A 21,687-nucleotide genomic window follows, 5' to 3' on the forward strand; every position below is an offset into this window, starting at 1 on the left:
ACTGAATTCTGAATTATCCAACGTATTTACCGGATAGATCTTTCGCCACTCCGGTCAAGGTGTCAATAACCTCATCGGTCAGTTTTCCTGCCTTGAGGGCATCGAGCACGTTTCGATGTTTTGCCTTCAAAAATTCAAGATAATCCCTTTCAAACTCCTTTACCTTATCGACGGGCACGTCACGCAACAAGTTCTTTGAGCCTGCAAAGATGATGGCCACTTGATCTTCAACGGTAAAGGGATCTGCTTGTGCCTGCTTCAAGATCTCTACGTTTCGACGTCCTTTTTCAATAACGTTAAGGGTAGCGGCATCCAAATCGGAACCGAACTTGGCAAATGCTTCCAGTTCCCGGAACTGTGCTTGGTCAAGTTTCAATGTTCCCGCTACTTTTTTCATCGACTTGATCTGCGCCGAACCGCCCACACGCGATACCGAAATACCCACATTGATCGCGGGTCTTACCCCTTGGTTGAAAAGGTCTTGCTCCAAGAAAATCTGTCCGTCCGTAATCGAGATCACATTGGTAGGGATATAGGCGGAGACATCACCTGCCTGGGTTTCGATAATCGGAAGTGCCGTCAACGAACCTCCCCCTTTGACCATTGATTTCAAAGCATCTGGAAGGTCGTTCATGTTCTTGGCCACATTGTCGTCTTCTATCACTTTTGCCGCACGCTCCAACAATCTTGAATGCAAGTAGAATACATCACCTGGATAGGCTTCACGCCCCGGTGGTCTTCTCAAAAGGAGCGATACCTCACGATAGGCTACCGCTTGCTTCGACAAATCGTCATAAATAATCAAGGCTGGGCGGCCCGTATCCCTAAAATATTCACCGATCGCGGCCCCTGCGAAAGGTGCATAAACCTGCATGGGTGCTGGATCGGAAGCGTTGGCGGCCACAATAGTAGTGTAGGCCAAAGCCCCTTTATCTTCTAAAGTCTTGGCAATACCGGCCACTGTAGAGGCCTTTTGGCCCACGGCAACATAGATACAATACACGGGCTCACCGGCATCGTAAAATTCTTTTTGGTTGATGATGGTATCGATACAGACCGTGGTCTTACCTGTTTGACGGTCACCGATTACCAACTCACGCTGACCACGCCCGATCGGAATCATAGCATCAACTGCCTTTACCCCTGTCTGCAAGGGCTCGTTCACAGGTTGGCGATAGATAACCCCAGGTGCCTTACGCTCTAAGGGCATCTCATAGGTCTTGCCCGAAATCGGTCCCTTACCATCAATAGGGTTGCCCAAGGTGTCGACCACACGGCCGACGATTCCTTCTCCTACATTGATAGAGGCGATCAACTGGGTGCGCTTCACGGTAGCACCTTCTACAATTTCTTTTGATAGGCCCAACAATACGACACCGACATTATCTTCTTCAAGGTTAAGAACGATTCCCTGCATACCACCTTCAAACTCGACCAACTCTCCATATTGGGCATTCGAAAGACCGTATACACGGGCGATACCGTCACCTACTTCAAGTACGGTACCTACTTCGTCCAATGAAGCTGTCGCTTCAAAACCCGACAACTGTTTTTTCAATATTGCTGATACCTCAGCTGCTTTTACTCCCGCCATTTTTATAGACTATTTGTAAATTCTCTTTTTAACTTGTTCAATTTGTTGGCCACACTGGCATCATACTGTAGGTCGCCGACCCTGAGAATGAACCCTCCGATGATGCTCTCATCAATATCGTTCTCTAGGGTGACCTTGTTTTTTGTGATTTTCTTGACCTGGGCCAGTACTTTCTTTTCCATGTCTGGGGTCAAGGGTACCGCGGTGGTCACATGGGCCACATCTTCGCCCTTCATTTTTTCGTAAAGGCCGATGTACTGGTTTGCCACCTCGCCCAAAAGCGCAATACGCTTGTTGTGCGCCAAGGTCTCGATCAAGTTGGCCGTGATTTTTTCATTCTTCTTGAAAATCTCGAGCAAGGTTTTTTGCTTGAGTTCGGTCTTCACCACGGGGCTATCCAATAACTGGCGCAATTCACCGCTCGCGGCTATGGTAGCTTTTACCTCTTGCATGTCTTTCTCGACCTTGTCAGCTGTTTTCTTTTCAACGGCGAGGTCAAGCATTGCCTTAGCATATCGTATGGCAGCCCTAGTATTGCTCATTTTATTCGCAATGGTTATTTATTATCAGCTAATCGCCATTGACCTTTCACCCCTTAACGATTACCTTTTTCTTATTAACTAATTCAACTTAACATCGCCCAACATATCGTCGACCAATTTCAGTTGCTTCTTTTTGTCAGACAGTTCTTCTTTGATGACCTTTTCTGCAATATCGATGGAAAGGTCGGCCACCTGCGCCTTGATATCGGCCACTGCGGCTTTTTTCTCGCTCTCGATAGTGGCCTGGGCCTGCTTGATCATCTTGTCGCCTTCGATCTGGGCCTGTTCTTTGGCATCAGTGATCATTTTTTCTTTGATCTCGCGGGCTTCTTTAAGCATGACTTCGCGCTCGGCACGGGCTTCTTTCAACAGTTTTTCGCTGTCAGCGGTCACATTCTGCATTTCTTTTTTGGCTTCTTCTGCAGCTTCCAACGCATTTTTGATGCCCTCTTCACGGTCGTTTACGGCCTTTAGAATGGGTTTCCATGCGAACTTCCACAACAACCACAATAGCAGTGTGAACAATATCGTCTGCCAAAAAAAGAGTCCGAGTGAGAATTCTTCCAATAATTTTTCCATGTCTGTACTATTAAATGGTACTTTTTAAACAAAGCAAGGGCCGCAACCAACCGTTACGGCCTTTTGCCCTTAGATGACTGGTTACACGGCAAATAGTGCAGCGAAACCAATTCCTTCGATCAACGCGGCAGCGATCAACATCGCTGTCTGGATCTTACCATAAGCTTCAGGTTGACGGGCAATGGCCTCCATCGCAGAACCACCGATTCTACCGATACCAAGACCAACACCGATCACAACCAAACCTGCGCCTACCATTACTGGAATTTCCATATCTATCTAGTTTAAAAATTAAGTTTTCAATATTATGTATGTCTCTCCTTCAACAAACCCAGGATGACAAAATTCTTTATAAATGTGCCAGTTCAGGCTCTTCATCATGCTCATGGTCATGCTCGTGCTCCTCAGAGGCAAAACCGAAATACAGTGCACTCAACATGGTGAAAATATAGGCCTGTAACAGTGCTACCAATACCTCGATCAACATAATGGCAAAAGCTAGGCCGAATGACATCGGACTCCCGATCCAGCTCTTGAAAATGAACATCAGACCAATTAAGCTTCCAATGACAATGTGCCCCGCCTGCATGTTCGCATACAAACGAATCAACAGTGAGAAGGGCTTAATGATCAATCCCAACAATTCAATCGGAACCAAAATGATGTACAATGGTATTTTGCCGTACCAAGGCAAAGAGTCTCCCAACGGGTTAAATTGGTGCATCCAATAATCTTTGGTTCCCGTAAAATTCGTGATCAAGAATGTAAGTATGGCCAAGGCCGTTGTGATGGCTATGTTTCCTGTCACATTGATCCCCAACGGGGTCATCCCAAACATATTCAAGAACCAGATGAAGAAAAAGATGGTCAACAGAAACGGCATATATTTTTTGTAGCGTTTCTCTCCGATATTCGGTCGTGCAATGTCATCTCTGATATAAAGCACAATGGGTTCGAAGAAACGCCCAACCCCTGTCGGAATGCCATTGTTTTTGGCATACGACCGGGCCAAACTTGAGAACAGCCATAGCATCAAAAGACCGGTGACAATAATCATCACCACATTTTTGGTAATGGACAGGTCAAATGGTTTTACATTGGTCGGATGGTGTTCTTCATCATAGGCAATGGTGCCTTCGGCATCGGTCTTGTAGATTTTTCCGTGATAGAGTTTATAATGTTGCCCATCAGCTTCAGCCAAGGTCTCGCCATGGTGAAACTTCGAAGAAGAGAATATTTTCAGGCCATCATCCCACAAAATAACGGGCAATGGGAACCCTACATAAACATGTTCGCCGTTGTCTTTGGTGTACGAAAAAAGATTGAAATCATGTGAGTCTTGAAGGTGGTGGTCGATGTATTCTTTGATTTCGGTCTTGAGGTCTTTGCCATCTTCATGGTCGCCATTATCCTTGGCAAACGAAAATTGTCCCGAAAGTACCGTCAAGACAACAAGAATGTGCTTCAAAAAAGTATTTCGCATTACGCTCAAAATATCGGTCTTCAAAAATCGGTGCAAATGTAAGCCTTTCTTGTAAAAAGAAAAAAGCATAAAGCACTTTATTTTCAAAGGATTTTGGGGTGTCTCTTATGGTTATTTTCCACCTAGATTTTTGAGCATTTTCGAAGTGAAAAATGTCTCTAGTACCAAGGCTATGGCATAGGGCACAAAAAAGGCCGCGAACTCTACACCCTGCGTAGTGCCATCGCTTTTATAAACGGGATAGAATACCAAGAAAAAAACGACAAATTTCAAAAGGCTTCCGGCCATGAACAGAAAGCCCATCGAGTTGCCCAGTCTGTTCCTTAGAAAATACAGCCCTAGAAAAATGCCCAGCGCCAATACAAAATTGAGTACGTAAGAAAGTACGATCAAGTTGTCCCAAAGGGGCAAATCCAAAACATTCAGGATACCCAAATGAACACAAAAGGCAAAGACAAGGCTTGCCAATAGCGCAAGTGAAAAATTGAGCGGCAGTTTTGCCATCAGTATTTGATTCGTTTCAACTGCTGCAAAACTACCCAAATAGAAATTGCAACGCCCAACAAAGTGGCGATCACCGTGAAAATTCTTTTTTCTGTCTGATAGTGTTCGTCAAGCCATTTGCCCCCTTTGACCGCCAAATAGATAATGGCGCCCATTTCAAAGGCGATGCCCGAAAGCATGGCTGCATTCTTGAGATTATTCTTTTTCTTAGGTGGCTTTTGCTGGCTCATTTGTTTTATTGGCACTGCTAGAAGCGGCACTCTGCACCGAAGACTTAAAATTGCTCGAGGCAGTGCTAGAGCTTGTGGTAGTAGCACTACTTGTCGAAGTACTTGCCTTGCCCATGGTGCAAGAGGCATTGAATGTGGCCCCTGGCTCTACGGCAAGTTTTGAAACGCTGACAGTGCCTTCTATCGTGGCCGAAGATTTCAAAGAAAGTAGGTCTTTCACCTGTAGTTCGCCATTGAATTTACCTTCGATATCTGCATTTACACATTCTACCTTGCCTTTGATGTAGCCGTCTTTGCCGATCACGACCTTACCGGAAGTGGTCACGTTGCCCTCAAGCTTGCCATCTATTCTAAAATCAGCTTCAGAGGTGATGTCTCCTTTGATCTTGGTGTTCTTTTCAATTCGATTGGGTTGGCCTGCGCCAAAGTCAGTGGGCCTTTTGTTGTCAGAAAACATGTTCTATGGTTTTGGGGTTAACTGTTGATCTAAGTAATCTTCCAAATTTTTATGGACTTGGACGATTTTATAGTTGGAAGATAAAATTACAAAATTCTCGTCTTTGATACGGTAGTCCTTATTGTTTTTTATGAGTTCGGCAAAGCCCAGGGCAAAATCTTTTGACCTGAAGCCATGTACGACCACAAACTGGTCTTCCAAATTGTAAATATCTTTTGATACAATGTTCTTGTACCGTAAATCCTTAATGGCATCCTCTAGCCGTTTTTTGAGCTTCAGTGCTTTTTCGTTGCCGTGTATCTTAAAGGGAAAAACCACCTTCCAATTGCCTGTGCCTGAAGAACCGGTCTCTGGTGAAAACTCTTTGACAGCCAACTTCGGAAGCTGATCGGCGACCATTTGTTCGGCTTTTTTGCCTTCTGGATTGTTCGGATATGTCAAGGCCACGTAGTTCAACGCCTCTTTGAACGGCTCAAAGCCCTGCAGTCTACCGACAGCGTTCGCTTTCAACATTTCAAACTTAGGTACGATGGGATCGCCCGTAAACTTGTTGATCATTTCTTGTGATTGGGTGATCACTTCGAGGTACTGCTGGCCCTCATACATCTTATAAAGCGTTGCATAGCGAGCATCAGGGCTATCGGTGTCGCCCGCAAGCACAGCCTGTGGGTTGAGCAGAATCTCGGCATAACGTGTATCAGGATGGTTTCTGATGATGTCTTGCTTCATCTGATCGGCCAAGAGCACACTATTACTTTCCTCATAAATCTTATAGAGATTGTATTTGGAAGGAAGAATCAACCGCTCTTCTGGGTTCGATTCCAATACGGCTTCCAGCTTACCGGCAGCCAAAAGGTTTTCGTTGAACTTTTCTTTATAGATCAATCCCAATTGGTAATTGGCAAAGTTTCGTTCTCCACGAAGGCTATCGATCACAGCCACGTCTGTCGGAATCTTATCTAGATAAAAATCGAGTGAATATTTCTGTTCATCTGTGACCTCACCATCATTTTGAACATCGGCCAGTACTTCTTCACCCGTAGCCTCTGATGGGCCCGTTCGCGCTTTGTTGCTCCACCGCCAATCGTCTTCAAGCACGCGGTCGCCCCAACGGGTCTTGAAATCATTCTTGCCATAACCGAGGCTGGTGATGTTATAAAAATAGAACTTGCCCTTGTTCTGCTTACCGCCCTGGGTCTCTGCAAAGGCCGCGAACCCGCTATTGGCCTTTTTCTCCTTTTCTTCAGCGGCTTCCTCGTCTTTTCGTTTCAGTTCAGCGATATACCCTTCAAAATATGTGGTGCGTTCGGTATCGGGCATTTCATAAAGCGTAATGACGCTATCGGCGTATTGCACGATATCTTCGTATTTGATGACATCTTCCAAATTGTCAAGCTTCTTTTTGATGCTTCGAAATTTTTTGGTGTTCTCCACCAAATTTGTCAAGGTGCTATCATAATATGCCCCGGCCGTTTTGTAGGCGTTGCCGTCAAAATGATAGTCAGCGAGGTTTTGATAATTTAAGGCGCTCAACTTTTTTTCACCTTGATTGGCACGCAATGATTTGTTGTAGTACACCAAGGCAAGACTGTCTTTTCCGATAGCCATATGGTACTGGGCCACCTCGCGATAGATTTTGCCCAAAAAGGGGCGGTTTTCACGATTTTCCTCTAGCTCGGTAAGGTATTCGAATAATGCTTCTTTATTGTTCTCTGTGATCTCTGTGTTCTGTATTTTTTTCAAATGGGCATTGATCATATAAACCCTTGGGGATCTTCGGTTCAGGGCAATCACCTTGTCAAAGGCATAGTTTGCACTGTCTTTGTGCCCCAGTTGATTGTATAGCTGCCCGATGATAAAGAGATAGCGCCCCCGTTCTTCGTTCTTTTTCGTATAGGCTTGGGCAATTTTCATTTTTTGAATTGCCGTATCGGGCGCCTTTAAATCGATATAACATTGCGCCAAAACGGCATTGGCATCGGCATATTCTTGATCTTTTAACTCTTCATATCTAAAAAGCCTTTTCAAGTTTTTGATGGCCAGTTCTGGGTTGTCGAGCCGCATGTTGGTCTTTTCTCGCCAAATGGTCGCCTCGTTCAATTTATCGCTGGCCACATATTTTCTGAGGATATAGTTGAAAGACTCCAAGGCCGGTATGTACCGTTGGTCAAAATAGCGGGCCTTGCCCAAGAGCAAAAAGGCTTCATCGGTCTGCGGATTACGTTCCTCATCCTTAATGTCCATACTATGTTTCTGTATCGCCTTGGTCGCCTTTTCTTCAGCAATGAGGAAATTCGGATTATTATCTTCTGAATCAAGTTTGATTTCATCGGTCACTTCAAGACGTTCGACGGGCAGTATCTCCCAAAAATCATCGCGATATGAATTACGCAATTCTTCACGCCCTTGTTCAAAAGCGATATTGCCATTGTACAGTACGTTGTACTTGGTTGTAAGCGCATGAAAATTGCGGTTCATGAAGGCATCCTTTTTGGTAGAACACCCCAATAGAAAAAGCATCCCGAAGATGACAAAAAAAGAAAAACGAAAATGAAGCTTCAACGTACTAATCTTTCCTACCCAATCATAACTTAAAAAAGTACAGATTATTATAGGCCTTATCGATAAAATGCCATTATTTTTTTCGGTGCCCCAACGAGAGCCGAAATCGGAAAAATTTACCAAGCCGTTGGCCGCTCCAGTTCGACCCTTCCGCGATTATATTTTGCCCTATAGGCCACAGGTGAGAGGCCCACGTATTTTTTGAACAACGAGCGAAAAGCCTTTTGGTCGGCATAGCCCACTTGGTACATTACTTCATTGACGTTATATTGGGTGCTTTCCAAATTGCGTTTGGCCGCTTCTATCTTTACACGCTGAATATACTCTAATGGCGTATTTTGGGTCGCTTTCTTGAACCGTCGTACAAAATTGCGCCTACTGATGGCATACTTTTCTGCAAGACGTTCGACAGAGATTCGTTCTGACACATTGCCCTCGATATAATTCTGGGCCCGACGTATGGCCTCATCTTCATGGTCTTTTTGCCCTTGAAAGATGGCGAAATGGTTTTGGTTGTCGCGGTCGATATCGATCTCAAAAAATTTCGAAATGTATATGGCCGCACCACGGCCACAGTATTTTTCAACCAAATGAAGCATTAAATTCAAGAACGAAAAGGCACCGCCACTGGTATAAATGCCCTCTTCATCCGTTACCACTTTGTTAGACACAAGATTTACCATTGGGTACATTTGTTTGAACAGATCCATTGCGGCCCAGTGGGTAGCACATTGCTTGCCGTCGACCAACCCCGTTCGTGCAAGTACAAAGGCGCCCATGCACATACTGGCAATCTCTGCGCCATGCACGGTACGCTGCTGTACCATCCACGGTATAAAGGGGTCGTTGCTTTCCAAATCTGTCAACAATTGGTCGGGCCGTAGCGCCGGTATCAATATAAGGTCGGTCTTCTTGACCTCATCGATGGTGCAATGACTGTGAATACTGAAGGCCCCATCATAAAGGGTAGATCGCTCTTCAAGGCCCACCAAGTGCAAATCAAAATAATCATCGCTATGGGCACCCGTCTGTTTTAAAAACTCATTGGTGGCCATCAAAATCTTGTATGGGCCCACTACACTGCTCAAAATGGCATTCCCTTGAGGGACCAAAATACTTACATGTTTCATTCTCAATGATTTTAGGCAGACTAAATGTACGCCTTTCATTTGGCACAATCAACCCTAGAAAGTGGCCGATTTGGCCTTTCTGTCGTGCTTTTCTCTTTTGTAGTTTTGGAAATATGGCGTTCAGCAAATTTGAAGGGATAAGGCAGTCGTTTTGTGATAGGTGCCCTGAAGCCATTGAGTGCAAAATGATGGGCTTATCAAGGTCGCTTTGAAATCAACACGGAAAAACACTTTAATGTCCAAAAACAAATGAACAAATCGTCTTGTTGAAAGAAGAACCAAAAAACGTTGAAATGATTTCAAAAGAATACAGCATATTTTTTATGGAATTAGCCCAAAACAACCATAAAGAATGGTTCCATGCCAACAAGAAACGTTATGAAAATAATGTAAAGACCCCTTTTCTTGATTTGCTCGAAAGCTTGTTGGGGAGACTCACCGAGTGGGATGCCCGTATGCTGCCCGACCCTAAAAAGGCACTGTTCAGGATCAACCGTGACATTCGTTTCTCAAAAGACAAATCTCCTTATCATACCATCATGAAGGCTGGTTTTTCGGCAGGAGGGAGAAAATCTGAGCTGCCAGGATATTACCTGGGCATCGATGCCGAGAACATACATGTGGGCGGGGGACTTTTCATGGTACGCCCGCCAGAGCTTAAAAAAGTTCGCCAATATATCGCATCAAAGCCAAAAGCGTTGATTGATATCGTTGAAGCACAGCCGTTCAAAAGTGCTTTCGGAAAACTGAGGGGCGAAAAGGCCAAACGATTGGACAAAGAACTCTTATCGGCATCTGAAAAGACAGCGCTGATATATCACAAACAGTTTTATGCCTTTGCAGAATTTCCGCTGGAGCCCTTTTATGAATCCGATCTTTTGAAAGAAGAGGTGCTTCAGCACTTTGAGCTCATTCGCCCGTTAAATGCCTATTTGACCAAAGCATTGCAATATTAATAGCGTTAAAGTATAATCATTAAACAGACAATCATGACAACACAAGAAGTAGCAGACAAATTGGTAAGCCTTTGTAGAGAGGGCAAGTACGATGAAGCCTATGGGCTGTATGCCGAAGACGCGGTAAGTGTCGAAATGCCAGGGGTGCCCAATGAGATCACCAAGGGCATTGACAATATTTTAAAAGGATTTGAAAATTGGGCAAACAGCATTGAAGAGCACCATGGGGGATCGGTCGGAGACGCGGTAGTGGCCGGAAACCACTTTATGGTACCGATGACCAGTGATGCCACCTTTAAGGAAATAGGGCGGTGCAAAATGGAAGAGCTCTGTGTGTACGAGGTCGAAAACGGAAAAATCAAAAAGGCTTCGTTTTTCTACGACCCATCCATTTTTGGCGGATGATCCAAGAATCATTTTTCTAAGCGGTGCGCCTAAAAATGCACCGCTTTTTTATCCTTTAGTTCAATTCATCGCTTTTTGTCACCGATGCCCATTCACCTCCAGTAAAAAAAGCTTCCAGTTCTTTCAATGTCTGGGCCGAGGTTTGAATATCCCTGACAATTTCACCATTGTGCAAGACCACGATACGCTCGCAGACCTCGGTCACGTGCATCAGGTCGTGACTCGATACCAAAACGGTTACTTCTTCTTTGGCCGCCAGTTCTTTTATGATGGCCTTTAGGCGTATTTGTGTGGTGGGGTCTAAATTGGCAAATGGTTCATCAAGTACCACAACTTCCGGACTACCGATAAAACTGGCCACAATGCCCGCTTTTTTTTGGTTGCCCTTTGAAAGGTCACGCAAGTATTTCTTTTGCCCTAAAATCTCACCGTGGAAAAAATCTTCGAACTGTGACAACAAAGCATCTACATCTGCCTTGTTGCGCCCCCTTAATTCACCGATAAAATAAAAATATTCTTCGGGAGTGAGATACCCAATCAAAAAGGTTTCATCGATAAAAGCCGAGGTAAAAGGCTTCCATGCCTCACTGGTATTTACCTGAACATTGTTATTGGCAATATGGCCCGTGGTGGGCTTTATCAAATCGAGAACCAGGCTGAACAAGGTGGTCTTGCCCGCACCATTGTTCCCGACCAATCCGAAGCTTTGCCCCTTGGGTATTTTCAGGTGATCAATATTCAACACGGTTTGCGAACCATATTTCTTCGTCAAATTTTCTGCTATCAACATATTGTAAAGTTCAAATGGTTTTGACTATGCTTTTTATCAATTTTTCTCTTTGAATCCGGTAATCATGCCGTATTTTTTCTTTCGGTACTGTTCGGTGATGCGCTCCATAAAATAGTTGCGCAGGGCAAAGCCGGCAATGCCCAACACTGATAGTACGACCACCGCCGCTGTCAACGAAATCAAAAAATAGAAGATGGCGAACAGAACGATCGGCAGCCCCAATACCGGTAAGATGATCAAAAACTGTGTAGCACTGGTGCCCTGCATATTGCCAAAAGGGCTCTGATCCAATTCTATGCGCTTTTTGTTGAACGAGCCAAAATACAGGATCACGGGTATGTTCACCCCAAGGTTATATAAAGCCGAGGCAAAATTGATGGCCAATACATCTGACCCAAAGTACACATACGGAATGGTCAAGAAGAACATCACCACAACGCTTACCATGATAAGCAGTGCCTTTGATTCCAAATATTTTCTGAGCGGAATGTTCTGTGACATCATCATAGAGTAGTATGAACTGTCCCAAGCGGGAATGAACTGCCCAAAATTGCTCAAGAAGATCCCGGTCATAAAAATGCCCAAAAAACAATGCATGACCTTCATGTTGGCATACACATCTTGGGTATAAAAAATCAATCCGTAGAAAACAAAGAGCAGCGATATGAACACTTGCGATTTGGTGCGCTTGTTACGCCAGATCATCTTCAGGTCAAGCTGTAGAAAGGGAGCCATATCGCCAAACCTTCGTGTCCACGCCAATTCAGAGGTTTTTGCTTCTTTCTTTTTTGACTGTAGGGCATCATCTAAAGAAATACGCTTTTTGAGAAACCTAAAATTTATCCAATAGGCCAAAACTGCAATGGCAATGGGAATTAGCACTGTTGCCGGATATGCATAGAGGCCATGAAAAACAGGTCCGAAAATCTCGGTGACGGGCAACACCTTGAAATGATCCAGTGCATAAAGGGCTATGATAATCGTACCTATCACCACCAGTGCCTTGTTACTCTTGTTCACCAAAAAGTTCACATAGTTGACAGAGAGCACTGTTGCAACAATGGCCAACAGCCATGCCGCTATGTTCAAGGGAGGATACCCTTTCGATATCAAAACAATGCCAAATGGCACAAAAAAGAACAAGGCCATAAGATTGTAAGCCGAAACAGAAGAGCGCCCCAAAATATAATGGGCAATAGAACTTTTCTTAATCGGAGAAATCAGTAACGGCTTGATGTCCATCACTGGAAGCTTCTGCATAAAATAGCGGAAAAACAGCTCAATCAAGACCCAGTATACCATAAACTGGCAAACCACCCATAACGGGTTCTGGTCTGGCACCAATTTTCTCAATATGAAATAAAGCCCTACACCCGACATGATGAGTACGCCCACCAAATAAATGGTCAAAAAGCCCATCAAAATCTTAATGGCCACACTTTTGCCAAAGGAGGAGGACCTGAAAAAAGATTTCCATTGAAGCCTGGTGAAATGTATGAACATCGGTTGGCAATTTTGGCTGGTTAGTAGCGGAAACAAGAAGATTGTTACACGAATATCTCTTTTTTCATTAAATGAAGGCCAAAAGTTCGTGAATCCTTAGTTTTGCAGCAAATTTGATTTAATGAGCGAGTTTTATCCTCTAAAAGTGGCCCAAGTTGAACGGCTGACAGCCAATGCAGTATCATTGTCTTTTGAAATTCCTGAAAATCTGAAATCGGTTTTTTCCTTTAAGGCCGGTCAATATATCACCCTGAAACACCGCCTGAACGGTGAAGAGGTTCGTCGGGCCTATTCCATCTCATGCGCCCCCGGTTCGGAAAAAATCACCGTTGGCGTCAAAAAGATGCTGAACGGGGCCTTTTCCGTCTATGCGAACGAACATATAAAATCAGGCGATACCTTCGAGGTCATGCCCCCAGAAGGGCGTTTTGTGTTCGAGCCGGGCAATGAAGCCAAAAATATTGCTGCTTTTGCTGCCGGCAGCGGTATTACGCCCATCATGAGCATTGCCGAAACCGTACTCACCGGTCATCCTGATAATACATTTCTGTTGGTCTTTGGCAATCAGAGCCCTGAAGAGGTCATGTACGCCCAAAAAATCGATGCGCTCAAACAAAAATATAACGATCAGTTTTTTCTTCAGCACATATTCAGTAGAACCCCGGGCGATGATGCGCTTTTTGGCAGAATCGAGACCTCAACGGTAAACTTCGCCCTGAAAAATAAGTTCAAACATGTCGAATTTGATGCCTACTATCTGTGCGGGCCAGAAGAGATGATCAACACGGTTTCAGATACCTTGAAAAAGAATGGGGTCAGTGACCATGCTATCTTTTTTGAGCTCTTTACCCCTTCTGAGGTAGTGGATACCTTGGCCGAAAATCTGTCGGGAAAGACACAGGTAGAAGTGCTATTGGATGACGAAGTCCATGCCCTGACCATGGATAAAAAGGAGCTGGTGCTCGATGCCGTGCTCAAAGCTAACATCGATGCCCCCTATTCTTGCCAGGGCGGGGTGTGCAGCAGTTGTGTGGCACGGGTGACCGAAGGCAAGGTCGAAATGGTCAAGAACCAGATTTTGACCGATGGCGAAGTGGCAGAAGGGTTGGTCTTGACCTGTCAGTCACATCCTGTGACCCCAAAGCTGAAGATTGACTACGATGATGTCTGATTCAATACTTGGCCCAATAATCGGCTGCTGTACTCATAGCCAATGTTGAATGCTTTTTCGATGCCCTTTTTATCAAGTACCCCTACTTGCTCCACTTCTTTGGGCTCGATCATAATATCGCACTCCTCGATTTTTTCACGCGATGAAGCGTAGACCATCAATCCTGTGATCCTTCCAGCCAATTGCAATGAATTCTTTAAATCCTTTTTTTGTAGCCTGCCCGCTATTGAGACATTGCTGCCGATGACAAAATCGCTTTGTTCTTCGATATGCTCTTTCGGAAAATTGTTCATGATGCCCCCATCAGCATAGAGAATTCCACCAATCTCAACTGGGCTGAAAACCGGTGTCAGTGCGGCAGAGGCCAACAGTGGATGTATCAACGGCCCCTTGTAAAAGACTTTTTCCCCACCGCCCATCAAATCTGTCGCGACCACATAGAGCGGTTTTGTCAAGGCCGAGAAATCATCTTCAGGGAAATATCTCTTGAAAATGGAAAAATATCTTTCGGTATCGATCAGGCCGGGTTTCCCGATAGCAAAGAAACTGTACTGAAAAAGCGGGGTATCCTTAAAAAACTGGAGCATTTCGGCCACTGAATTACCGTTGGCATATAAGGCCCCTACCAATGCCCCCACACTGCTACCGGCAATTGCCCGTGCTTCGATACCATGCTCTCGTAACGCCTTTATCAGACCGATATGGGCCATACCGCGCACGCCACCGCCCGAAAGTACCAGTCCGATCGATTTTGCATCATGTAACGATTTCAGCATAGCTAAAATTAGCGGATATCCTCAAATAATCGAGAAAAATAATCGCCATTGTGATTTAATTTTACAGACTATGCGGTCGGTTGATCTCTTTGCCGGCAACACAACGTTCATGAAATGTGTCTTTCATCGAAAACTGCTCGTTTTTCATCCTATACCAATCCAAAATACCGCAATGGTCCACCCATTTAAAACCGACTGCCCGGTCTGTTGATGGTTTTTGTCAAATGTTAAAGTTTTTCTTTCCTGTAATGCCCAAAAACACGATTCGACCAACCCTTATATACGATTTTATCGTAAGTTTACTTGCAATTATTTTCAATGCAGCACATTCTTGGCCAAAAAACCGCTGTTCTTGTTTTCGCCAACTCTGCGAAAGAGGAAGTGAAACACAAACCCATTAGGGGCGGTGCGATTCTTTTTGATGAACTCACAAAACATACCTTGGGTGAGGTCAAGAAAACCAAGCTTCCCTTTTTTCATTTCACCGAACAAGACCAGACCGGAGCGACTTTTGGCCAACGTTTTTCAAATGCGATCCAACACCTGTTCAATCTAGGTTTTGAACAGTTAATTACGGTCGGTAACGATAGTCCACAATTAAGGGCAAGGCACATTCTTGAGGCCCATGCCCAGATCAAGCTCGGCAAAAACGTATTGGGGCCCTCGAATGATGGCGGTTTTTACCTTATGGCGCTACATCACCGAAGTTTTGATAAGAAAACATTCGGTGAGCTTTCATGGCAAACACGAAAAATATACCATGAAACCATAGCCTATTTCAAAGACAGAAATTTTGAGACGGTACCGTTGACCGCAATGGTCGATATCGACTCACTTTTCGATATAAAGAGATTGGCTTATACGGTCAGGTCGGTCTCCACTAAGATTCGACGGCTCTTAATGCGCCTAATAGTGGAAAAAAAGAGCTTTCACCATAGGTCTGGCGAAAATTCGTTCTCTGGCCTTTCCCTTCCTTCCAATAGGGGCTCTCCCCTCGTACTTGCCCTTAGCTTGGTATAGGGCACACCTCCTTTTTATCACAACACCAGCAAAGTCATCTAAGAACGCTGTTCTTAGGTATCATCAACATTATTTAAAAAATCATTTACATGGCAAATTCATATTACGATCCGGCCGATCTTAGAAAATTTGGGAACATTACCGAGTGGAGCGAAGAATTGGGAAACAAGTTTTTTGATTACTACGGAAAAGTGTTTGAGGAAGGCGCTTTGAGCGCAAGGGAAAAATCATTGATCGCATTGGCGGTCGCCCATGTGGTCAAATGCCCCTATTGCATAGATGCCTATACCAAAGACGGCCTGCAGCGCGGCATTACCAAAGAAGAAATGATGGAGGCCGTTCACGCCGGTGCGGCGATCGAAAGCGGCGCCACTTTGGTTCATGGCGTGCAAATGATGAACAAGTACAACAAACTATCTATGTGAGCTATGTCACAAAGTATCTTAAATGAAGTAAAGAAAGCGGCCAAAAAATCGCTTAAGGCCCGGGAAAACGAACTGGCCTCGGTAAACAAGCAATTGGAAATCTTGAATGGTGGATTGTTTGCTGATGGAGAGCTTCCCTATTTTAAGGACAAGATCCATGAAATTGGCCATTTCCCGTTGCGGCCCGGTAGATTGGAGATACTTCAGATCAATGTGGGCTATATGTGCAACCAGGTCTGTGAACATTGCCACGTTGACGCAGGGCCCGACCGCAAAGAAATCATGACCCGTCAAACCATGGAACAATGTTTGGAGGTTATCCGCAACACGGGTGCCCATACCTTGGACCTCACCGGTGGTGCCCCCGAGATGAACCCCGATTTTCGATGGTTTGTTGAAGAAGCGGCAAAGGCCGGGATCCAAGATTTCATTGTGCGCTCGAACCTGACCATCATACGAGCCAACAAAAAATACCATGATTTACCTGATTTCTTTAAAAAACACAATGTGCATGTGGTCTCATCGATGCCGCACTATACCCGAGGAAAAACGGATAAACAGCGTGGCGACGGTGTTTTCGACAAAAGTATCAAGGCACTTCAAGAATTGAATGCCGTGGGCTATGGTATGCCTGACAGCGATTTACGTTTAGATTTGGTGTACAATCCTTCGGGAGCTTATTTGCCAGGGGACCAAGCCGCCTTGGAACGTGATTTCAAAAAAGCCTTGGATGAAGATTTTGGCATTCAGTTCCATAATCTGTTCGCCATCACGAATCTACCCATTTCACGGTTCTTGGATTACCTCATCGCTTCTGGCAACTACGAAGATTATATGTATGCCCTGGTAGATGCTTACAATCCAGCAGCGGTTGAAAATGTAATGTGCACCACCACGATTTCGGTCAGTTGGGATGGATGGCTATACGATTGCGATTTTAATCAAATGTTGGATTTAAAGGTCGCCAGCAAGGTAAAGCACATCAAAGACTATAATGAAGATGTTCTCAATGACAGAAACATCACCATTTCACAGCATTGCTACGGCTGCACGGCCGGGGCTGGAAGCAGCTGTCAAGGCACCGTGGCCTAAAAATATAAAATACCAATAAGTATAAAATAAATATATGAGTTATTTAGAAGTTACCAACGACGTATATAAAGAGGCGGCCCTTGCCCCCGAGGTGGGCTTATGCTGTACCACCAACCCCGTTTGGGAGTTACCGGGACTGAAAGTCCCGAAAATCATGCAAGAGATGAACTATGGCTGTGGCAGTACGGTACATGCGAGAGATTTGGCCAATAATCCCAAAATACTCTATGTAGGCGTCGGTGGTGGTATGGAGCTATTGCAGTTCTCGTATTTCAGTCGCCGAAAAGGTGGTGTCATAGGTGTTGATGTCGTTGATGAAATGTTGGAGGCCAGCCGCAACAACTTTAAGGTAGCAGAAGAGGAAAACGACTGGTTCAAATCTGAATTTGTCGAATTGAGAAAGGGCGATGCCATGAACCTTCCCGTAGATGATAACAGTATTGAGGTCGCCGCCCAAAATTGTCTCTTCAACATCTTCAAGGAAGATGACCTGAAATGCGCCATTGAAGAAATGTACCGTGTGTTGAGACCCCACGGTAGGTTGGTGATGAGCGACCCTGTTTGTGAACAGCCCATGAACGATACCCTTCGAAACGATGACAGATTGCGTGCCCTGTGTCTAAGTGGAAGTCTCCCAATCAAGCAATATGTCAAAGCGTTGACCGATGTGGGCTTTGGCACTATAGAAATAAGGGCCCGTAAACCCTATCGTATTTTGGATCCAAAGCATTATCCGACCGACGAGTTGATCTATATCGAATCCATTGAGGTTGCGGCCATCAAAGACCCCATGCCCGAAGATGGCCCGTGTGTGTTTACCGGTAAAGCTGCCATCTATTATGGCAATGAAGACCATTTTGATGATGAAAAGGGCCATGTTTTGCTGAAGAATCAGCCTTTGGCCGTTTGTGATAAAACGGCAGGCGCCTTGGCATCGTTGGGCAGGGACGATATCTTTATCAGCGGATCGACCTTTCATTATGATGGAGGGGGTTGTTGTTAAATCAAGAAAAAATCTGCTTTTGTAGGATTTTTCATCCCATAAAAATGACACTTAAACCGACCGCTTGGTCGGTTTCGTTTTTTGAAAAAGGGGTATTTGGTCGAGAAAACGACTTTTTACCGAAATTTTTGCTTGTTACATCCCGTAATCTTCACCAAAATGGCTTTTCGACGGTTCTTTGAAACAGACTTAACGGTCTGAAACCCCAAAAACCCAAATCTTATGGACAAGAACCGAAAACGCATGGAAACCATGCACCGAATGAGGGCCAAAGGCCTCGAACTTTTCTATCAAAAAGGATATCATGCCACCAGTATTGACGATATTCTAAAAGAACTATCACTTTCTAAAGGTGCTTTTTATCATCATTTTAAATCTAAAGAAGACTTTTTTATCAGCATCACCCAGCACATCATCACCCAAAAGGTGTACGCCATGTTGGTTGAACCATTGGCCCAAGACAGAAGTCCGGTGTCGATGATCATTGATACCGTAACCAATGCGTTAGAGACCGCCGAGCACAATTCGATGGACCGCGGTTTTATGCTGGGCAACTTTTTGACCGAGTTCAACCGAGGTGACAATGAAATTGTCCAATACCTCAAGGACATCCTAAAAATCTGGGAGATCAACCTTATTTCTGTACTCAAAAATGGTAAAAGTGACGGACATATAGCACGCCATGTAAACTGTGAAGAGGTCGCTACGTACATCATTGCTTCTTTTATGGGCATTCGCACCATGATGGTGGGCAATAATGCCAGAATGCTGAAGTATCAATATCTGCAGCAGCTGAAGACTTATCTGTATGCCCTCGAACAAGAGAAAGAAATAATAGTATAAGCTTTAGCCCAATACTTCCTTTATTTTATGAAGGATGGTTTCTTCGGAAATGGTCTGTATGGCATTTTCGTACCCCTTGGGAACCTTGTTGCCGTAAATGGAGGTAGGTATGGCAGGATATTTTATCCTGTCGGAAAGCAAAGCGTTGGAAAAGGGCTGCCCAAAAGGATAAAAACCGGCATACGGATGGGTCACTCCCCATAACGAAATCACCGGAACCCCATAATTCGCCGCCAGATGCCCATTGGCACTATCCATAGAGACCATCAGGTCTAGATTTGAGATCAATTGCAGTTCTTCTTTGAATGAAAGCCTTCCCGCAATATTGATAACATTTTCGGCAGAAGAGGCCAAGGTTTGAAGTTGTTGTTTCTCTTTGTCGCCCCCTCCAAAAAGAAATATTTTATACTTTTTGGTATTTTTTAATGATTCGACTACACCTTTCATTCTTTCAAACGGGTACATTTTACCCGAATGGGCAGCAAAAGGGGCAATACCAAGCCATTGTTCTGCTTTTTCTCTTGTTAGGCCATTGATATTTTCAGACATTTTCAATGGTCGAAGCACATCATCGCCTTGCAGCTCGATCGGATAGCCCAATTGGGCAAACACGTCGGCATAGCGTTGGTGGGTAGTTTTCAACGGTTTAAAAATCTTGTCTTTTTTACGGGTCAACGCCCTCTTATCAGCCCTACCCTTGTCGATTTGTGCCAATTTAAATCCGCCTATGGAAAAGAAAAACTTAAGAACCTTGCTGCGCAGCACATTATGAAGGTCGGCCACCGCATCGATATTTCGTTTTTTAAGCTCATTATACAACTTCCAAAGCCCAAGAACACCCTTGTGCTTGCCTGAAAGCATGGCTTTATGAAAATCAACACGCTCAATTCTCTCGAAAAGAGGTTGATGAAAATCACGCGAAACTACCGTAATCTTTAGCCGGGGATACTTTTTTATAGCTGCCAATAGCACAGGTACGGCCATGGCCACATCGCCCAAGGCCGAGAAACGGAGTATCAACAAATGGTCATACTCAGCCCTTCTGGCCACGTAACACTGGGTTTAGTTCATCATCATTGTACATTTTCATCTGTTTATAGACTTTCATGTACTTATCGCCATTCTCAATATCGACCAATAATTGGTCTATGGCCATAGAGAGGTCTTTTCGCTGTTCAAGCAATACATTTAATTTTTCTTGGCACTTGGCGATATGCTCTGATGTGGCGTCTGGCCGCTCAACCTCTTCGCGCATATGGTAGATCTTCAGCGCCAAAATAGACAACCTGTCTATGGCCCAAGCAGGGCTTTCGGTATTGATGGTAGCGTTGGGCTTGGCCTGTACCGATTGGTGTTTTGTAAGGAAATAACTGTCTATATATTCGACCAGATCGGTGCGATCTTGGTTACTGGCATCAATTTTTCGTTTGAGTTGCAGAGCTTCCCCAGGTTCAATATCGGGATCTCGGATGATATCCTCATAATGCCACTGTATCGTGTCAATCCAGTTTTTTCGGTATAACAATTGTTCAATCCCCTTATCATATGGGTTTGTGAACTCTTGATCGACATCGTCTTTTACATGATAATCTGCGATGCTCTCCTCAAAAATCTTAAACGCTTTTTTGCTGAACATTATATGGGTTTTCTACAAAGATAGGGTTTATACATTAGCCCATTTCTTCTACAAAGAGCAATATGAACGGTGTTAAGATGAAAATCGCCAAAAGTATCTCTTTGAGCTGCGCCCTTTTGATGGTCTCGACATAATTGGCCAAAAAGACAGCCCCTGGCATAAAACTGAAGATGATCCAAAAAGATGAAATCGGCTGCAGGGCATTGATCAAGAGCGATACCAAAAAATACAACAGCATAAATCGAAAAATGATGATTTTTCCGCCTCCTTTTTTTCGAAACTTGACGAAGTCGATTATGGCAAGAACAAAGACCACGATTGCGAAGACCATGACTTTTATGTTCACTATCTCGGGAGAAAACCGTGGAATCGTTTGAAAATGGGCAACAAAATCATACTGTTTTTGAAAAAACCCTAGGTTGTCGTTCAACACCAAAACGGCAAATGTAAGTAGTAAAAATGCTGCTATGCCCGCCAGTACTGATAACCAGTTCTTGGTTGATTTGCCCAAATACGTATTAATTGAAAAAAAGACAAGTGAGAAAAACAACAATGCCCAAGAACAAAAAAGGGAAGAGATACAAATCGACAAGGTCGCATCAAATATTTTATGCTTGGGGTTCTTGAGTGTTTTTACTTCGAGCAAGCGATACACGGCCATCAAAATGAAAAGGTTGGCCAGAACAGCACTATGGTCAATCAGAGTTGAAGGAAAGAGCACTGCCAACAAAACCCAAAAGAGCATCAGAAAAGAATTTTGCCCGACAACATTGCCTTTTTTTGCCATTTGGTCGGCAAAAAGAACGCCGATTATGAACGCCCCAAGTATCAGTATTTGAAAAGCGATACCGCCCATGGTAAACCCTTCTTCGGAAATTCTTGTAAGGTACACGCCATGGAAAGCAAACAAAAATCCGAAAAAAACAATGTAGTGTATGGGCCGTGTTTTGCCAAAAAACCTTGAAATCATCTTCGGATTTACTATT

General features: G+C 44.3%; 24 protein-coding genes. 8 read left to right on the forward strand and 16 right to left on the reverse strand.

Annotated elements, in window-relative coordinates; genetic code table 11:
• Positions 1–13: 13 nt before the first annotated feature.
• The 10 genes from atpA to L0P89_RS07340 form a co-directional block, all read right to left on the reverse strand.
• A complete protein-coding gene (atpA, locus tag L0P89_RS07295) occupies positions 14–1,594 on the reverse strand; it encodes a F0F1 ATP synthase subunit alpha (RefSeq protein ID WP_235267749.1) in 1,581 nt (526 codons plus the stop codon).
• Between the two features lie 2 nt (positions 1,595–1,596).
• A complete protein-coding gene (atpH, locus tag L0P89_RS07300; protein ID WP_235267750.1) occupies positions 1,597–2,136 on the reverse strand; it encodes an ATP synthase F1 subunit delta in 540 nt (179 codons plus the stop codon).
• A 78-nt stretch (positions 2,137–2,214) separates the two neighbouring features.
• Positions 2,215–2,715, reverse strand: a complete 501-nt coding sequence (locus L0P89_RS07305; protein WP_235267751.1) for a F0F1 ATP synthase subunit B — start codon at positions 2,713–2,715, stop codon at positions 2,215–2,217.
• Positions 2,716–2,796: 81 nt separating this feature from the next.
• Positions 2,797–2,988 (reverse strand): ATP synthase F0 subunit C, encoded by a 192-nt coding sequence (gene atpE, locus L0P89_RS07310; RefSeq protein ID WP_045801726.1) that lies wholly within the window; start codon positions 2,986–2,988, stop codon positions 2,797–2,799.
• A 76-nt stretch (positions 2,989–3,064) separates the two neighbouring features.
• The gene (gene atpB, locus L0P89_RS07315) at positions 3,065–4,198 is read right to left on the reverse strand and encodes a F0F1 ATP synthase subunit A (RefSeq protein WP_235268003.1); all 1,134 of its coding nucleotides are present in this window, start codon (positions 4,196–4,198) and stop codon (positions 3,065–3,067) included.
• 111 nt (positions 4,199–4,309) lie between these two features.
• A complete protein-coding gene (locus L0P89_RS07320) occupies positions 4,310–4,702 on the reverse strand; it encodes a DUF6168 family protein (protein ID WP_235267752.1) in 393 nt (130 codons plus the stop codon).
• Positions 4,702–4,932 carry an AtpZ/AtpI family protein gene (locus tag L0P89_RS07325; protein WP_235267753.1) on the reverse strand — a complete coding sequence of 77 codons (231 nt, stop codon included), beginning with the start codon at positions 4,930–4,932 and terminating at the stop codon, positions 4,702–4,704. Before L0P89_RS07325 ends, L0P89_RS07320 begins: the two co-directional genes overlap by 1 nt.
• A complete protein-coding gene (locus L0P89_RS07330) occupies positions 4,910–5,389 on the reverse strand; it encodes a polymer-forming cytoskeletal protein (RefSeq protein WP_235267754.1) in 480 nt (159 codons plus the stop codon). The genes L0P89_RS07325 and L0P89_RS07330 overlap by 23 nt, the downstream gene beginning before the upstream one ends.
• A 3-nt stretch (positions 5,390–5,392) precedes the next feature.
• Complete coding sequence (locus L0P89_RS07335) at positions 5,393–7,909, reverse strand: tetratricopeptide repeat protein (RefSeq protein ID WP_409557572.1); 2,517 nt, start codon at positions 7,907–7,909, stop codon at positions 5,393–5,395.
• Positions 7,910–8,067: 158 nt separating this feature from the next.
• A complete protein-coding gene (locus L0P89_RS07340) occupies positions 8,068–9,081 on the reverse strand; it encodes a GlxA family transcriptional regulator (RefSeq protein WP_235267756.1) in 1,014 nt (337 codons plus the stop codon).
• 293 nt (positions 9,082–9,374) lie between these two features.
• Here L0P89_RS07340 and L0P89_RS07345 point away from each other — a divergent pair, with 293 nt between their 5' ends.
• Both L0P89_RS07345 and L0P89_RS07350 read left to right on the forward strand, forming a co-directional pair.
• Complete coding sequence (locus tag L0P89_RS07345; RefSeq protein ID WP_235267757.1) at positions 9,375–10,037, forward strand: DUF2461 domain-containing protein; 663 nt, start codon at positions 9,375–9,377, stop codon at positions 10,035–10,037.
• A gap of 33 nt (positions 10,038–10,070) precedes the next feature.
• The gene (locus L0P89_RS07350) at positions 10,071–10,442 is read left to right on the forward strand and encodes a nuclear transport factor 2 family protein (RefSeq protein WP_235267758.1); all 372 of its coding nucleotides are present in this window, start codon (positions 10,071–10,073) and stop codon (positions 10,440–10,442) included.
• A gap of 55 nt (positions 10,443–10,497) precedes the next feature.
• Here the strand turns inward: L0P89_RS07350 and L0P89_RS07355 are convergent, their stop codons facing one another.
• Complete coding sequence (locus L0P89_RS07355; RefSeq protein ID WP_235267759.1) at positions 10,498–11,232, reverse strand: ABC transporter ATP-binding protein; 735 nt, start codon at positions 11,230–11,232, stop codon at positions 10,498–10,500.
• 36 nt (positions 11,233–11,268) lie between these two features.
• Entirely contained in the window at positions 11,269–12,735 is a 1,467-nt protein-coding gene (locus L0P89_RS07360; protein WP_235267760.1) for a DUF5687 family protein, read from the reverse strand.
• A gap of 121 nt (positions 12,736–12,856) precedes the next feature.
• Here L0P89_RS07360 and L0P89_RS07365 point away from each other — a divergent pair, with 121 nt between their 5' ends.
• Positions 12,857–13,906 carry a ferredoxin--NADP reductase gene (locus L0P89_RS07365; RefSeq protein WP_235267761.1) on the forward strand — a complete coding sequence of 350 codons (1,050 nt, stop codon included), beginning with the start codon at positions 12,857–12,859 and terminating at the stop codon, positions 13,904–13,906.
• Here L0P89_RS07365 and L0P89_RS07370 read toward each other — a convergent pair.
• On the reverse strand, positions 13,891–14,682 hold the full coding sequence (locus L0P89_RS07370) for a patatin-like phospholipase family protein (protein ID WP_235267762.1): 792 nt from the start codon (positions 14,680–14,682) through the stop codon (positions 13,891–13,893). The genes L0P89_RS07365 and L0P89_RS07370 overlap by 16 nt on opposite strands.
• A 318-nt stretch (positions 14,683–15,000) precedes the next feature.
• Here L0P89_RS07370 and L0P89_RS07375 point away from each other — a divergent pair, with 318 nt between their 5' ends.
• The 5 genes from L0P89_RS07375 (at position 15,001) to L0P89_RS07395 (ending at position 19,065) form a co-directional block, all read left to right on the forward strand.
• Complete coding sequence (locus tag L0P89_RS07375; protein ID WP_235267763.1) at positions 15,001–15,702, forward strand: DUF2064 domain-containing protein; 702 nt, start codon at positions 15,001–15,003, stop codon at positions 15,700–15,702.
• 89 nt (positions 15,703–15,791) lie between these two features.
• Complete coding sequence (locus L0P89_RS07380) at positions 15,792–16,127, forward strand: arsenosugar biosynthesis-associated peroxidase-like protein (RefSeq protein ID WP_136564998.1); 336 nt, start codon at positions 15,792–15,794, stop codon at positions 16,125–16,127.
• A gap of 3 nt (positions 16,128–16,130) precedes the next feature.
• Positions 16,131–17,219: an arsenosugar biosynthesis radical SAM (seleno)protein ArsS gene (arsS, locus tag L0P89_RS07385; protein ID WP_235267764.1), complete on the forward strand. Its 1,089-nt coding sequence runs from the start codon at positions 16,131–16,133 to the stop codon at positions 17,217–17,219.
• Positions 17,220–17,253: 34 nt separating this feature from the next.
• Positions 17,254–18,222 carry an arsenosugar biosynthesis arsenite methyltransferase ArsM gene (arsM, locus tag L0P89_RS07390; protein ID WP_235267765.1) on the forward strand — a complete coding sequence of 323 codons (969 nt, stop codon included), beginning with the start codon at positions 17,254–17,256 and terminating at the stop codon, positions 18,220–18,222.
• A 222-nt stretch (positions 18,223–18,444) separates the two neighbouring features.
• Positions 18,445–19,065: a TetR/AcrR family transcriptional regulator gene (locus tag L0P89_RS07395; protein ID WP_235267766.1), complete on the forward strand. Its 621-nt coding sequence runs from the start codon at positions 18,445–18,447 to the stop codon at positions 19,063–19,065.
• A gap of 3 nt (positions 19,066–19,068) precedes the next feature.
• Here the strand turns inward: L0P89_RS07395 and L0P89_RS07400 are convergent, their stop codons facing one another.
• The 3 genes from L0P89_RS07400 to L0P89_RS07410 are packed head-to-tail and all read right to left on the reverse strand — an operon-like array spanning position 19,069 to position 21,671.
• Positions 19,069–20,115: a glycosyltransferase family 9 protein gene (locus L0P89_RS07400; protein WP_235267767.1), complete on the reverse strand. Its 1,047-nt coding sequence runs from the start codon at positions 20,113–20,115 to the stop codon at positions 19,069–19,071.
• On the reverse strand, positions 20,099–20,701 hold the full coding sequence (locus tag L0P89_RS07405; protein ID WP_235267768.1) for a DUF4254 domain-containing protein: 603 nt from the start codon (positions 20,699–20,701) through the stop codon (positions 20,099–20,101). Before L0P89_RS07405 ends, L0P89_RS07400 begins: the two co-directional genes overlap by 17 nt.
• 34 nt (positions 20,702–20,735) lie before the next feature.
• Positions 20,736–21,671, reverse strand: coding sequence for a DUF6427 family protein (locus tag L0P89_RS07410; RefSeq protein WP_235267769.1), 936 nt, complete (start codon positions 21,669–21,671; stop codon positions 20,736–20,738).
• Between the last annotated feature and the right edge of the window lie 16 nt (positions 21,672–21,687).

Origin of the sequence: Muricauda sp. SCSIO 65647 (genome assembly GCF_021534965.1) — a bacterium.
Classification (GTDB): Bacteria; Bacteroidota; Bacteroidia; order Flavobacteriales; family Flavobacteriaceae; genus Flagellimonas_A.